Genomic DNA, 14739 nt, shown 5'->3' on the forward strand with positions numbered 1-14739 from the left:
TTGATTATGTGTTTTATCGTTTTTTATCTAACATGGTGTTTTAATGTAAGTTGATCGCCCACTTGTCGAAACTCAACTTGTTTTAATACACTCATGCCCAATAGAATTTGTGAGCCTACCATGCCAGGTACAATACTGGCTTTTACATCATACAATTGAATATCACCCAGATTTAACTGGTTAATAACCGTTGTATAAGCGGTGGCAGTGCCATTCGCGGTATGCACTTGCACTGCTCTGCCTTTTCGTAACCCAACTTTATCTGCCACACCTTGCGGCACAGCAACATTGGTGGCACCAGTGTCTAACATGAATTCAACTTCAATCTGATTTATCAAGCCACTTGTCACATAGTGGCCGTAACGATTACGTTGTAACTCCAATATCTGCACATCCCCCACTTGGTATGAGTTAGGCTCTGAATTAGGGTTAATTTGTTCGGCTAATTTATCTTCAAAAAAATAAACCAAAGAAACCAGTAATAACCCCCAAAATATAAAGGAGAACGTCTTACCAAATTGTTTAGGCTGATCACTCATAAATATTAAAGGCCACTTGGATTCAATTTACTTTTTCTTCTTTTTTCGCAGCTTTAGCCAATTTCTTTTTATGTGGCTTTTTACGTTTTACCGGTACAGCTGCTTCTTTATGTTTAGGTTCTAACCCTTTAATTTTTCTATGTTTAAAGGTTTGGTCTGTATAACGTTCAATTTTTTTCACAACACCCATTTCATGGGCTTCAATTAAGCTTATCGCATAACCTTTGGCGCCAGCACGAGCGGTACGACCAATTCTATGCACATATACGTCGGCACTTCGTGGCATATCAAAATTAATAACATGACTGATATCGACAATATCCAACCCACGCGCTGCTATATCTGTTGCAACTAAGATATTTGAACGACCTGACTTAACACGCTCAACGGCTTTTAAACGCTTATCTTGTGGCATATCGCCTTGCAAATAAGTTGCAACAATATCTTGAGATTGTAAAAACTGAACGACTAATTCCAGACGTTCTTTGGTTTTAACAAATACAATGGATTTGGTCACTTCTTCAGACTGTAAGTAACTCATTAATAAAGCAAACTTATGTTCTATATTGTCGGCTAAGTGAGTCCACTGTACAATTTTTCCACGCTCTCTACGTGGTGCATCTGCATCAATTTGAGCTGCTTCATTTAATACTTGGTTACTAAACTCAATAATACCGCGACCTTCAAGCGTGGCCGAGAACAACATAGCTTGTTTACGATTACGAGACTGTTCAGCAATGGTCGACATGAAACTTCTGAATCCCATATCTAACATACGGTCAGCTTCGTCTAAGACTAAAATCTCAACATTTTCACAGTGAAAGCTTTCCGCTTCCATGTATTCCATTAAACGTCCAGGAGTCGCAATTAAGATGTCATTATTTTTTTCAAAAATTTCTCTGTGGCTGCCGTAATTAATTCCACCAGTAACCACACCAGATTTTAAATCAGTAAAACTTGTTAATTCCTGTGCGACTTCAAATATTTGATAAGCCAATTCACGGGTAGGTGCTAATACTAATACACGAGCAAAACCAGGGGAATTGCGAGGGAAGTCCAACAAATATTGAATAGCTGGAATTAAAAAGGCCGCGGTTTTACCTGTCCCCGTTGGCGCACTGGCTAAAATATCAAGTCCTTCCAAAGCCTCAGGAATCGCTAACTTTTGAACCCGCGTTGGTTGACTATAACCAATTGCGTGAATGCCTTTTTCAAGGCGGGGATCTAAATCAAACTCACTAAACGACATTAATATTCCTGAATAACTAAACGATGGATAAAACACAATATTGATGTAAAGCTGTCACTAACGACTAACTTACAAAACATCAATGCAAAATATTTTGCTATTATAGCGGAATTAGTTACAAGACGGATACCCTAATCTTGAGAAGTCCTGCGCCAGCCGACTTTTGTTTTAAACAATTTTCTATTTGGCATCAACAATGTGCAATGAAAGTGAATACCGACGGGATTCTATTAGGCGCATGGGCCCATATTGGTCATGCTAAAAACATTTTGGATATTGGCACCGGAACAGGGCTGATTGCATTAATGTTAGCTCAACGCAGTCAAAGGTTAATGGATATACCAAATATATCAGCATTAGAGATTGATTTAGACGCTTATCAACAAGCTCAATTTAATGTTGATCAATCACCTTGGGCTTCACAAGTTACTGTATTCCACCATGACTTTTTAACTTGGCAACATGAACAAAAAATTGAAAAACAGTGTTTTGATCTTTTAGTTTCCAACCCGCCTTATTTTGAAGATTCATTGTTAAGCGCCAGCCCAAATAAAAACTTAGCAAGGCACACTAAACACATGGGGTTTGAACAGTTATTGCAAGCTGCTGATAATTTGTTATCTGACGAGGGAGAATTTAATTTAATCTTACCGATAAAGCAGGCTGAGCTAGTTATCGAATTGGCTTTATCGTTAAACATGCAATTAACCAGACAAACTCGGGTTAAGACCACCCCTAAAAAACCAATCAGCCGTTTATTGTTTTGTTTACGTAAAACAACATCACCTCTGAGCGTGATGTCTAACGACCTAACAATCAGAGATGAGAATAATCAGTATAGTGCCGAGTATAAGGCTTTATGCAAAGCCTTCTACGTTAAAATGTAATTGTTTTAACTAGCTTCAATATTAAGCGGCTTCGTCTAATATTTCTTTTGCTAATTCAATAGCCTGAACCGAGGCTTTGGTTTTATGTTGAAGGTCTAACAACTTAGCTTCAGTGATTCTTTTGGCTTTTAACATCAAGCAGTATTCACTAATGTTACTTGCATCATAAATACATTTAGCTTCATCACTAAATTGCGATTCATCTTTGCCCAACTCAATTAATACTTCAATTAAGTGCTGAGGTAACTGCCAATGTTTAGCAATTAACACCGTCAGTTTATGTGAGTTTTCGGCCATTAAAATTTTAAAATGTTCACTGTCAGGTTTTGCATCTGGGTCAACATATTTAAATGCATCTATCATTAACTGAAAGATCACCATATCCCCTAAGTTTTTTAATAACCCAACCAAGTACATACTAGGTGCTTGTTCTTTTGGTAAACTTTTTAATGCTAATTGTTGTGCATAGGTTGCTGAGTTTAAGCTATGCGCCCAAATCTTCTCGCCAAACAATTTAAAGTATAAATTTGAACTGGAAGCAAAACGTTTTAAATGAACTTCAATAACACCGGCTTTCAGCCCTTCCGCTCCCATATACATAAAAGCTTTATTTAAGTCGGTCACTTCTTTTGAACCACGTTTATAACGAGTTGAATTAGCTAATTTAATGATCTCTGCCGCCATACTCGGCTCTTGCTCTATGACAGTTAATAATTCACTCAAATCAAATTCAGCAGAACCAATTAGCGACATCACTTTTACCAGTGAATTAGGTTTAATTGGCAATGCATTTAATACATCCGTAGGATCATATAAAACTTCAGCTAATTTAGAAGCAACATATAAACTCAACTGATCTTGAGAGTTCGCTTTTTTAGAATCACCAAATAGATAGTCATAAAAAGGGTTGGTATTCACCCTTTTATCGGCTTGAACATCTCCCGCTGAAGCTAGTTTTTCAGCAATATATTGTTCGGCCTTGCTTAAACTTCTTCCACGTTCAAATGACACATAATCGGGGATAAAATCTTGATCCACAAAGGATGGAAATACAGCCTGAATTAAGGACTTAAACATCTTGTTCCTATTAACGACGATACTTAACGACTAAGTATTCGCTAAACATAAATTTCTTGGTGTTATTTGTCCAGTAAATACCTTGATACAGAACAAGCTTTTCCAAAATTTAAATATTCCACTGATAAATAGTGTTGATTATCTCAAATCTGTATATTGGTAATTTCATCTATCAACATACTCTGGCATCATCCAGTTCAATATGAGAACGACGCGTTCTGATAAGTATGAATTACCCAAACATCAACAAATATAAGAATGAACTATGAAACAATTTATAAACATATTACTTGTTGCATTGATGGCATTGTCATCCGTTGTACAAGCCGAAAAAATAAGTTTAGAACGCATCTACTCTGATCCATCATTGTCGGGCAAAACACCTAGAAACCTCACCGTTTCTCCAGATGGACAACGCGCAACATACATCCAATCTCGTGCCGATGACTATAACCGTTACGATTTATGGGAATATAATGTTCAATCAGGTAAACGTTCTATGTTGGTTGACTCAGCCGCATTAATGTCTGGTGAAGAAAACTTATCGGATGAAGAAAAGGCACGTCGCGAACGTTTACGTATTTATGGTAAAGGTATTCTTCAATATACATGGTCTGCTGACGGTAAAGCCTTAATGTTCCCTTTAGCGGGGGACGTATATTATTACCAACTCTCTACCAAAAAAGCCGTTAAGTTAACTAACTCAGAAGGTTTTGCCACTGACGTTAAGTTCTCGCCAAAAGGCAATTACATCTCTTATGTGTTAGATCAAAATCTATATATTATTGATATCAAATCAGGCAAAACGAAAGCCTTAACCACACTTGGTGGCGGTAATATCAAATTTGCGATGGCAGAATTTGTTGCCCAAGAAGAAATTGACCGAATGACTGGTTATTGGTGGTCTGGCGATGAATCTAAAATTGCATTAACCAAGGTAGATATGTCTCCGGTAGAAGTGGTCACTCGAAACGAAATATACGCTGATAGCATTAAGCTTGTTGATCAACGTTACCCATTTGCCGGAACACCTAATGTTAATATTGAATTAGGAATTATGGATGTTAATGGTAAAACAGATGATATTCGCTGGATCGATATGGGAGCAGATAAAGACATTTATCTAGCGCGTGGTCATTGGTTACCAAATAATAAAACCTTTAGTTATCAGTGGCAAAACCGTACTCAACAATTGCTTGAATTACGTTTTGTAAACGCTAAAACATTAGAACAACAAGTGGTTATTCAAGAGAAATCGGATACTTGGGTGAACATCCATGACTCACTTAAATATCTAGATGATAGCTTTATTTGGGGCTCTGAACGTGACGGCTTCCACCACCTTTATCAATTTGATTACAAAGGTAAATTAATCGCACAACTGACTAAAGGCGATTGGGTTGTTGATGCATTAAAAGCCGTTAATAAAAAGACAGGGGATATCTTTTTTACTGGCCGCAAAGATACGCCACTTGAAAGCCATGTATATAAAGTAAACCTGAACAAACCTAACCAAATCACTCGTGTTTCAAAACGTGACGGCTATCACCGAGTTAGCTTTTCTAAAGATGCCAGCATCTACCTAGATTCGTACTCCAACATTATGCAGCCAACTCAAGTGAGCTTACATAAAGCCAATGGGCAGCACATCACTTGGATGGAAGAAAATAAAGTTGATAAAGATCACCCGTTTTATTCATACAAGTCTGACTTTATTAAACCTAGATTTGGAACGTTAAAAGCAGAAGACGGGCAAACTTTGTATTACCGTATTTTTGAACCGGTTGGGTTTGAAGGGAAACGTCCGGTGATTAACTTTGTTTACGGTGGCCCAGGTTCACAACAGATCACTAATAGTTGGAGCGGCCGTAACGCTTTATTCCAACACTTAACCCAAAAAGGTTATGTAGTATTTACCTTAGATAATCGTGGTTCGGCTAATCGTGGTAAAAAGTTTGAAGATCCTATCTACAAACATTTAGGTGATGTAGAACTTAAAGATCAATTAACCGGCATTGAGTACGTTAAAACCTTAGACTTTGTTGACCCTGAGCGTATTGGTATTTATGGCCATAGTTACGGTGGTTACATGACTATCATGGGTATGTTTAAAGCGCCAGACGTTTATAAAGTTGGCGTATCAGGCTCACCAGTTACAGACTGGGGTTTATATGATACTCACTACACAGAACGTTTTGCTGGACATCCAGGTAATAACAATGAAGATTACGACATCAGCAATGTATTCCAATACGCCGACGGCCTTTCTGGTGACTTATTGATTTATCATGGTATGGCAGACGACAATGTATTGTTTACCAACTCAACTAAGTTATTTAAACACTTACAAGACTTAGGCAAGACTTTCGATGTAATGACCTATCCGGGTAGCAAACATAGTATTCGTGGTAAAAAAACGGGCTTACATTTAGCCAAAACCATTGTTCGCTATTTTGATAAGAACTTATAAGCTCTGAGAGCTGGAAGGCTGAAAGGTATGAGTGCTGGAAGTTTTAGCTTTACCTCCTTACAGCTTATAGCTTTAAAGCCTTAAAGCTTTTTCGCCTTATAGCCTTATCGCCTTATCGCCTTAAAGCATAAATAAAAACGCCCTAATTATGAAATTAGGGCGTTTTTTTATAGCTATATTTTTTAACTTAATTTTTAGATTTTTCTCTCATATCTAAAATTGGCATATTGCTGCTGCCTAATATGGTTGCAGGTAATTTGCCATCCCAGTTTTGGGCTTCAGTTAACTTAACAATTAAAGGGTTATTTACAAGTGCTTTTGCTTTAGCCGTAATTGACTCTGCTTCTGCCAAGCCTTTAATTCTGATAGATTCAGCTTCAGCAATAGCAATCAAACGAATACCGTCTGCTTTGGCTTTTGCTGTATTTACGTCACGCTGCGCTTCTAAGTTTTGTCTCGCAAGTTTATGTTTTTCAGCATCCGCAAGATTTTTTTCTGTTTGTTTAGTTTCAATCGACGTTAAGTATTTAGCGGGGAGTTTAATGTCTTCAATTTGAATATTGTCTACCGTTACAGGGAAGTTTTTCATTTCTTCAATTAAATTAGCTTCAATGGCTTGTATCGCGCTTGCTCTATCTTGAATTAGTTTTTCCGCATCAAATTGAGGGATCACGTCTTTAGTCGCAGATCTAAACCTTGGATCTAGTATTCTATTTTCAAACTGAGATAGACCGCCATATTGTCTGAATAAGTCTAACGCGGCCGCTTTATCAACCGTCCAGTTTACCGACACGCTTATTGTAACTGGCATTTGCTCTTTGGTGCTTGATGCCATTTTTTCTTCATTTTTACGTGTTCTTACTTCAATCTCTTCAACACTATCTATGAAAGGGATTTTAAAGTGTAAACCCGGATTCACTTGGGTTTTAGCTTCGCTAAAGCGCTTAACTATACCAATATGACCTTCGTTAACTGTATAAACTGATCCCAGTAGTGATATTACGATAGCGGCACCTAGTGCAATCTTTTTAAACGGGATGTTCACTTTTGTCATTAAAATATTCCTTATTATATGTATTTAAATCGTTATTTATTCCACACGTCACTTTCGTTATTAAACTGAATTTATCAGTGTAAACATAAAGTTGGTGACGCCTTACCAAGCTATTGTAACTACGGTTCCGTTGGCTCCAACTCCCCAACAGTTATTGTCTTTACAAGCCATGGCCCAAATGTCTAGGTCAGATAGTTTACGCCAAGCAGTTTTGTTTTTGTTTAGAACGGCAATCCCTTCAGGGTTAGTGATGAATACATGTTCTTTGGTAATCGCCGAACCATAAACCGCCCCAGTTAATGGAGCACCTAGCAATGAATGCCAACTAGAGGTACTCAAAGAATATTTATAAACCGGGGTAGCAACACCTTTAGTTTTTAAGCTGCCACCAAAGGTATACAAATTATCTTTATCAAATTGCACTGAAAAAATACCTGCCGCTTCCCCACCTTTGTATGGAGAAGTTATTGACTGCCATGCTTGATCTTTCTTTTTAATTAACAGCCTTGGGTTTTCAGCATTGCCTGTTCCAATTGCAATATCACCTTGTTTATTGTGATTCAAACAAGTACCACTTGATGCAAACCCACCTTCGTCGGCTTGAGCTTTAAATGGCATAGTTATCGGCTGCCAAGTTTTCGCACCGTCAGTGGTTTTTAATATTGAAAACTGCTTGTCAGCGGAGTCTCCATAAAGCCATCCTGTTGTACTGTTTAACATACTAAAACAGTCATAAAAGGTTTCAGGAGTTTGCCCTTGATTGGTTAATGACCAAGACTCACCTTTATCATCAGACATATACAAACGTGAATCAGCCCCCTCACCCGCACTCATTAAGATGATTTTATTGTCCACAACTTGAATGTCTCTGAACTGTAAATCTTTACCTGTATCCGGTGTTTTAACGGCGCTCCATGATTGGCCAAGATCCGCTGAATGATAAACCGAAGAATTAGTACCACTTACCCACAAGCCGCCTTTCTCATCAATAGAGATAGCTTGAAAACGATTGCCTGTGGAAATTTGTTTAGAAGTGATCACAAAGTCAGTAGACGCTGTCACTGTAGCGGTCATGCTCGTTTGAGCAGCAACGCCTAAGCTAGAAATTAAACTCAAAAACGAACTTGCTAATAAAAAGATCTTCATAAAAACTCCTAAGGTAAAACAACATGTTATACCAAGTTTACCCACTGCACTTGGTTTTCTTAAGATTTAATTTTTGCTCTGCTTTTATCTCAACATAAACGTTTGATTTGAATGAAGTTCAATTAATAAACCTCAGCCAATATCAACAAGTGTCCATTATGTATAAACGGACACTAGCGGACACTTTTAACTGTCCGAACGGACACTCTCACAAAGTTAAAAATACAATTAAACCAATATAAACAGCAACTTAAGCTTTTGGCACATGACTCGCAATATACTCCTTATATTGTTCAACAGCAGTGGAAAAACATGATCAACAATACCAGCGGACAAGACGAAGTAATTAATAAAACGATTAACCCTAAGCCTTGGAAAAAGGTGATGGTTATTTTATCCATCATGGTTGCCGTTACATGGGTTAGTTTGCCAACGTTAAATCAATGGATGGGTGGCATACCTAATATTGATTCAAACATAATTAATAGAGCCAAAGTGTTTAAAGGGACGTTAATCAGAGACGTTGCCGTAAACGGTAAACTGGTCGCCGCTAATGCACCAACCTTGTACAGCTCGGAAGCGGGTCAAGTAACGTTAATTGCAAAACCCGGTGATATAGTGGAAAAAGGTACCATAGTCGCCACTATTGCTAGCCCAGAATTACAATCCACGATTAAACAAGCCACCGCAACATTAGAACGTCTAAGGATAGAAGCCAGTCGTGGGGAATTAAGCGATAACGAGGCCCTACTTGATTTGGAACGCAGCCTCGACTCAGCGCAAATTTATTATAATGCCAGTGTTAGAGAGCTTACTCGTGCAGAGTTATCGTTTGAGAAAAAAGTGATCAGTGAATTAGAGTTAGTCACCAAACAAGACGCAAAAACTGAAAGTGAGTTGTTGTTAAAACACGCCCATAAGCGTGTTGAGTTATCTAAAAAACGCTTAGATTTTGAAAGCCAAACCCGTACATTTTTTGTAAAAAGCCAACAACTAGTAGTTGATGAATTACAACGTCGTGTTGAATTACTTAATGTTAGAGCGCCAGTTACTGGCGTGGTTGGTAACTGGTTGGTGCAAAAGAAAGAGCGAGTAACTGATGCACAAGCCATTATGACTATTGTTGATTTGAGCCAATATGAGGCTGAGCTAAATGTCCCTGAATTTTATGCCGACGATTTAGGTTTAGGACTGGATGTACAGATCACTATTTCTGGCAAAACACTCCTAGGTAAGGTTATTTCAATATCGCCTGAAGTAAACAATAGCCAAGTGGCCGTTAGAGTGTCCATCGCTGATATCAACGATATCCAACTACGTCAAAATCAACGCTTAAATGCACGCATTGAATTTGAGAAAAAAGACAATGTATTAATGGTTAAACGAGGTAGTTTTTTAGCCAGTCACGCAGGTAAAGCGGCGTATTTAATCACTGACAATACAGCAAACAGAAAGCCAATTTCAGTAGGCGCACAGAGTGTTGAATTCATTGAAATCACTTCTGGTTTAAATGCTGGTGATGAAATCATTATTTCATCCACTGAAACCTTTGATGCTCATCAAAGTGTCTTACTAAATTGAAAAACACCAATATTTTAATTAACCGAATTTAAAGAGTTATTAGGAAAAAAATTATGCTTAACATGAAAAACATCAGCCGTATTTATCGAAGCGACACTATTCAAACTCACGCATTACGTGACTTCAATTTAGATGTAAAAGAAGGTGAATTTGTTGCGGTAACAGGACCGTCTGGATCAGGTAAATCTACATTTTTAAATGTTGCAGGGTTATTAGATAGCTTCGACGAAGGTTCTTACGAACTAGACGGTGTAAATATCAAAGGACTTAACGATGACGAATTATCGCGTTTACGTAACGAAAAAATTGGTTTCATTTTTCAAAACTATAATCTCATTCCCGACTTTAACTTGTTTGATAATATTGATATGCCATTACGCTATCGTGGTTTTACTGCTGGGGAAAGAAAACGTCGCATTGTTAATGCTTTAGAACAAGTAGGGTTAGCCAGCAGAGCCAAATACCTGCCAAGTCAATTATCTGGTGGGCAACAACAACGAGTGGCGATTGCCAGAGCGTTAGCTGGTGAACCTAAAATATTATTAGCCGATGAGCCGACGGGTAATCTAGATTCATTAATGGCTCGCCAAGTGATGGAATTACTACATACCTTAAACGACACTGGTAGTACGATTATCATGGTAACGCATGACCCAGATCAGGCACGTTCTGTTGGTCGAAACGTACAAGTTATTGATGGTCAAATTACGGATCACAGCGTGTACGCCCCAACTCACGACAATGCCACTATTACGGTAAATGTTTAAGGGTTAAATACTAAGGACTAATCATGGAAATGTTTAACTATTATCTTAAATTAAGCGTGCGCAATTTAATCCGTAACAGATTGTTTTTTATTTTAATGATCTCAACCTTAGCGATTGGTGTGGGCGTATTTTTGGCTAATATCGCCATCATTAAAACCATGTCGTCAGACCCAATCCCGCATAAAAGTGACCGTATCTTTAATGTCTCACTTAATGTTTGGACCGGAGACAATCCAGATGCAAAGTTAATTGAAGTTATGCGTTACGACGACGCGATGCATATCTTAAAAAATGACATCGCAACCCACACTATGGTGCATTACCAATCGCAGGTTTATGCCAGAGATATTAATTCAAAAAGCCTTACGCGACATCAAGCAGTTGTACGTGCCACTACACCCGGCTTTTTCCCATTAACAGAAGCTCCTTTTACCTATGGTGGCGTTTGGCAACAAGACCACGCTAAACAAATCGTTATAGGTGACACACTCAACCAACAAGTATTTGGCGGTGGAAATAACGTTGGTAAAGCCTTAGAAATAGACGGTAAAGCGTTTGAAGTAGTTGGGATATTAAAACCCTGGGAACTAAAACCTCTTTATTATCATGCCGCTTATGGACAAAAGTTTAAAACCACGGATGATATTTACGCACCGATTGAAACGGCGCTAGATAATGAATGGGCAATCAATGTAAGAAGCACCTCTACCGACCGTATTAACTCAGTGTCTGACAATCGAGGTAAAAACGGCTACTTTATTCAAGCGTTTGTACAACTTGAAAATCAACAACAAAAAAATGCGATGCAAGCGTATATAGATAATTACTCGCAACATAGACAAGAGCAAGGCGAGATATTAAGAGCGAATGAGAACCGTTTATTAGATGTAAATCAATGGTTGGATCATAATGAAGTCGTTGACGAACGCATGATAGCCTTTGCGTTAGCAACATCACTATTTTTAGCGGTTTGTATATTTAACGCTAGCAGCTTGTTATTAGCCCGCTATCACAGTGCGCGTTTTGAAACGGGTTTAAGACGTGCGGTGGGCGCCAGAATGAAAGATGTATTTTATCAAGGGTTGGTAGAAAGCATATTAATTGGTTGTGTCTGCGCTGTGTTTTCCCTATTTTTTGGTTGGTTATTTTTACAAATATCCACAAGGTTATTCCCTGCACTAGAACGAACCAGTGATATCGACTTCTCACTTATTGCCATTGGGATTTTCGTGGCGCTAGTGACCTCTTTCATAAGTATGTTGTACCCATTAATTCGTTCTTGTAGAACGCCATTATCAACGACGTTGAAATAGGAATTAATATGAATATCAAAGCATTATTAAAAGCATTACGCCTGCGCAAGTTTGCAACAGGATTATTATTACTACAATTGAGTCTAACTATAGGTCTAATGGTTAATACGGTCATTTTAACTAACTCAGCCATTGAAAAGTTAAACAAGCCATTAGGTTTTGATGTAGAGCAACTTATTTCAGTTGATTTGTTACCAACATCAGGTGCTTATAGAGACACGAATTATTATCAGTCGATAACCAAACAAGACATAGCTAAGATAACCGCGATGGACGGCGTGATCAGTGCCGCATATTACAACCAACTGCCAATCCAAAATGGCGGTTGGAATGGTAATGTTCAAGCCGCTGACTTTCCTGACGATGCCGTATTAGCGAGGGAATTGAGAAACATTCCACAATTTTATACCAGTGAAATTGGCTTAGCTAATTTAGGTGTGGAAATTATCGAAGGTAGAGCATTTAACACAATGGACGATATTACGGCTGACTTTTATACTCCGGGGAAACGGGATGATATCGTCCAAAACATCATCCTAACTGAGTCACTTGCTAAAGCCGTATTTCCAGATGAGATCTGCAGTTGGTGAATTAACCAATAATGGCCGAGTTATTGGTATAGCCAAAGACTTTGTGATCAGTCCTTCACATAAAGGCAAAGCAAAATATTACGGATTATTTGGTAATTTCCTCTTTTCACAATCAGACTTTGAACAACATTACGTGGTGCGAGTTGAGCCAGGAAAAGTTGAACAAGTACAAGCAAAATTAAGTGACACTATTTTATCAGTTCAAGCAGAACGTGACATTATTAGAGTGCAAAGCATGACGGAACGTCTAAAAAATTATTACAGCCAAGACTCAGGTTTAGCGAGTTTATTCGCCATGTTATCGTTATTAATGGTTCTAGTAACTGTGGTTAGTAGTTTTGCCCATGCGCATTTTCATGTTACTCAGCAACGTAAGTTTATTGGTATTCGCCGTGCCCTTGGTGCACGTAAAAAAGACATTATGTTATATGTGTTTAGTGAAAACTGGTTACTCAACTTAGGGGCAAGTATCATTGGCGTTGCCACTATGATTGGATTAAACATTGCATTGTCACAAGTCATTACTATCGATAAACCAAGCGTATTATTATATGCACTGGCGGTATTTGTTGTATTTGCAGCTGGGTCGTTAGCGACTTGGTTACCGGCTTATAAAACCACTAAAATATCACCAGTAATAGCCACAAAAACACTGTAATATCCATTGGTAATACAGTTCAATAGCCGTTATTGAATTAACGGCTATGCATACATCGAAAATGACTAACGAATAAGTAAGGGATAAATAATAATGAAGCGGGTTTTAGTGGTTGATGATAATCCAGATATATTAGATGCGCTGGATTTATTATTGAGTTTGCATGACTACCAAGTCACAACAGCAAGCACAGTGAAAGACGCCGTTATCGCCGCTAATAACCAGTCGATAGATTTAATTATTCAGGATATGAATTTTAGCCAAGGGACGACCTCTGGTGTTGAAGGTAAATCACTGTTTTATCAATTAAGAGAATTATTACCTACAACACCAATTATCCTGATAACCGCATGGAGTCAGTTAGAAATGGCAATTGAATTGGTTAAATCAGGTGCCACCGACTACTTACCGAAACCTTGGAATGACGAAAAATTACTGGAAGTAATTGCGGCCAATATTAATCTCAAATCATCGAGCCATAAACAAAATCAAGGCACAACCAGCAGGTCCACTAATACGCCAAAATTTATTGTGGAAAGCCAACCAATGAAGCAACTGATTGCAATGGCAAACAAAGTTGCAGTCAGTGAAATTAGTGTTTTAATCACGGGGGCTAACGGCAGTGGCAAAGAACGCATTGCTGATTACATTCATCAACACTCCCCACGTCAAAACTATCCTTTTATCAAGGTTAATATGGGCGCGTTAGCCAGTGAATTGATGGAAGCTGAGTTGTTTGGTGCAGAAAAAGGAGCTTATACCGGCGCAACCACCACACGTGTTGGCCGATTTGAAGCCGCAGATGGCGGTACATTATTTTTAGACGAAATTGGTAATTTATCTCTTGCTGGCCAAATGAAATTACTGCGCGTATTACAAACGGGCCAGTTTGAACGTGTTGGTTCTAGCGAGACTATTAGTGTAGATGTTCGTGTTATTAGTGCAACTAACAGCAACTTACTCCAAGCCATCGCAGACGGTTCATTCCGTGAAGATTTATATTACCGCCTTAACGTTGTTGAATTAAATTTACCACCACTACGAGAAAGAAAAGATGACATTATTCCTCTAGCTCGTCACTTTGTATCAGGTAGTCACATATTAGCAGATGAAACTGAGCAGCTGTTAAGCCAACAACCTTGGTTAGGCAATGTTAGAGAATTAGAAAACCAATGCCAACGAGCCATGGTACTTTGTAATGGGGATACATTGTTGCCCGAACACTTTATGCTTGATGCTAAAGCCCCAAGGATAGCCAGTTCTGCTCACATTGATGATGACAAGATGCAAGTAAAATCCGTCTTAGACAAACACCAATGGGTCATTGCAAGAGCTGCAAATGAACTTGGATTAAGTCGCCAAGCCTTGTACCGTCGTATTGAAAAACATAACCTAACACAAGAGTAAT

General features: G+C 38.4%; 13 protein-coding genes. 8 read left to right on the forward strand and 5 right to left on the reverse strand.

Going from position 1 to position 14739, the window contains the following annotated elements:
- Positions 1-23: 23 nt before the first annotated feature.
- Together RT723_RS10550 and srmB are read right to left on the reverse strand one after the other, a co-directional pair.
- Entirely contained in the window at positions 24-539 is a 516-nt protein-coding gene (locus RT723_RS10550) for a retropepsin-like aspartic protease family protein (RefSeq protein ID WP_315947033.1), read from the reverse strand.
- A gap of 22 nt (positions 540-561) precedes the next feature.
- Positions 562-1788, reverse strand: coding sequence for an ATP-dependent RNA helicase SrmB (gene srmB / locus RT723_RS10555; RefSeq protein WP_315947034.1), 1227 nt, complete (start codon positions 1786-1788; stop codon positions 562-564).
- 137 nt (positions 1789-1925) lie between these two features.
- On the opposite strand from srmB, the gene RT723_RS10560 reads away from it, so the two are divergent.
- Positions 1926-2675 (forward strand): tRNA1(Val) (adenine(37)-N6)-methyltransferase, encoded by a 750-nt coding sequence (locus RT723_RS10560; protein ID WP_315947035.1) that lies wholly within the window; start codon positions 1926-1928, stop codon positions 2673-2675.
- Positions 2676-2696: 21 nt separating this feature from the next.
- Here RT723_RS10560 and RT723_RS10565 read toward each other — a convergent pair whose 3' ends face one another.
- Complete coding sequence (locus RT723_RS10565) at positions 2697-3752, reverse strand: HDOD domain-containing protein (RefSeq protein ID WP_315947036.1); 1056 nt, start codon at positions 3750-3752, stop codon at positions 2697-2699.
- A 265-nt stretch (positions 3753-4017) separates the two neighbouring features.
- Here RT723_RS10565 and RT723_RS10570 point away from each other — a divergent pair, with 265 nt between their 5' ends.
- Positions 4018-6222 carry a S9 family peptidase gene (locus RT723_RS10570; protein ID WP_315947037.1) on the forward strand — a complete coding sequence of 735 codons (2205 nt, stop codon included), beginning with the start codon at positions 4018-4020 and terminating at the stop codon, positions 6220-6222.
- A gap of 187 nt (positions 6223-6409) precedes the next feature.
- On the opposite strand, the gene RT723_RS10575 is transcribed toward RT723_RS10570, so the two are convergent.
- Together RT723_RS10575 and RT723_RS10580 are read right to left on the reverse strand one after the other, a co-directional pair.
- Positions 6410-7276 carry a prohibitin family protein gene (locus tag RT723_RS10575; RefSeq protein ID WP_216056712.1) on the reverse strand — a complete coding sequence of 289 codons (867 nt, stop codon included), beginning with the start codon at positions 7274-7276 and terminating at the stop codon, positions 6410-6412.
- A gap of 102 nt (positions 7277-7378) precedes the next feature.
- Positions 7379-8422: a WD40/YVTN/BNR-like repeat-containing protein gene (locus RT723_RS10580; protein ID WP_216056713.1), complete on the reverse strand. Its 1044-nt coding sequence runs from the start codon at positions 8420-8422 to the stop codon at positions 7379-7381.
- Positions 8423-8734: 312 nt separating this feature from the next.
- Between RT723_RS10580 and RT723_RS10585 the strand changes: the two genes are divergently transcribed.
- The 6 genes from RT723_RS10585 (at position 8735) to RT723_RS10610 (ending at position 14738) form a co-directional block, all read left to right on the forward strand.
- Positions 8735-10003: an efflux RND transporter periplasmic adaptor subunit gene (locus tag RT723_RS10585; protein WP_315947039.1), complete on the forward strand. Its 1269-nt coding sequence runs from the start codon at positions 8735-8737 to the stop codon at positions 10001-10003.
- Between the two features lie 53 nt (positions 10004-10056).
- A complete protein-coding gene (locus tag RT723_RS10590; RefSeq protein ID WP_315947040.1) occupies positions 10057-10770 on the forward strand; it encodes an ABC transporter ATP-binding protein in 714 nt (237 codons plus the stop codon).
- Between the two features lie 23 nt (positions 10771-10793).
- Complete coding sequence (locus RT723_RS10595) at positions 10794-12083, forward strand: ABC transporter permease (RefSeq protein ID WP_315947042.1); 1290 nt, start codon at positions 10794-10796, stop codon at positions 12081-12083.
- An 8-nt stretch (positions 12084-12091) separates the two neighbouring features.
- Positions 12092-12673 (forward strand): hypothetical protein, encoded by a 582-nt coding sequence (locus RT723_RS10600; protein WP_315947043.1) that lies wholly within the window; start codon positions 12092-12094, stop codon positions 12671-12673.
- Positions 12654-13331 (forward strand): ABC transporter permease, encoded by a 678-nt coding sequence (locus RT723_RS10605; RefSeq protein WP_315947044.1) that lies wholly within the window; start codon positions 12654-12656, stop codon positions 13329-13331. The genes RT723_RS10600 and RT723_RS10605 overlap by 20 nt, the downstream gene beginning before the upstream one ends.
- A gap of 93 nt (positions 13332-13424) precedes the next feature.
- Complete coding sequence (locus RT723_RS10610) at positions 13425-14738, forward strand: sigma-54-dependent transcriptional regulator (RefSeq protein ID WP_315947045.1); 1314 nt, start codon at positions 13425-13427, stop codon at positions 14736-14738.
- Position 14739 lies beyond the last annotated feature (1 nt).

Origin of the sequence: Psychrosphaera aquimarina, assembly GCF_032461525.1 — a bacterium.
In the GTDB taxonomy this organism is placed as follows: domain Bacteria; phylum Pseudomonadota; class Gammaproteobacteria; order Enterobacterales; family Alteromonadaceae; genus Psychrosphaera; species Psychrosphaera aquimarina.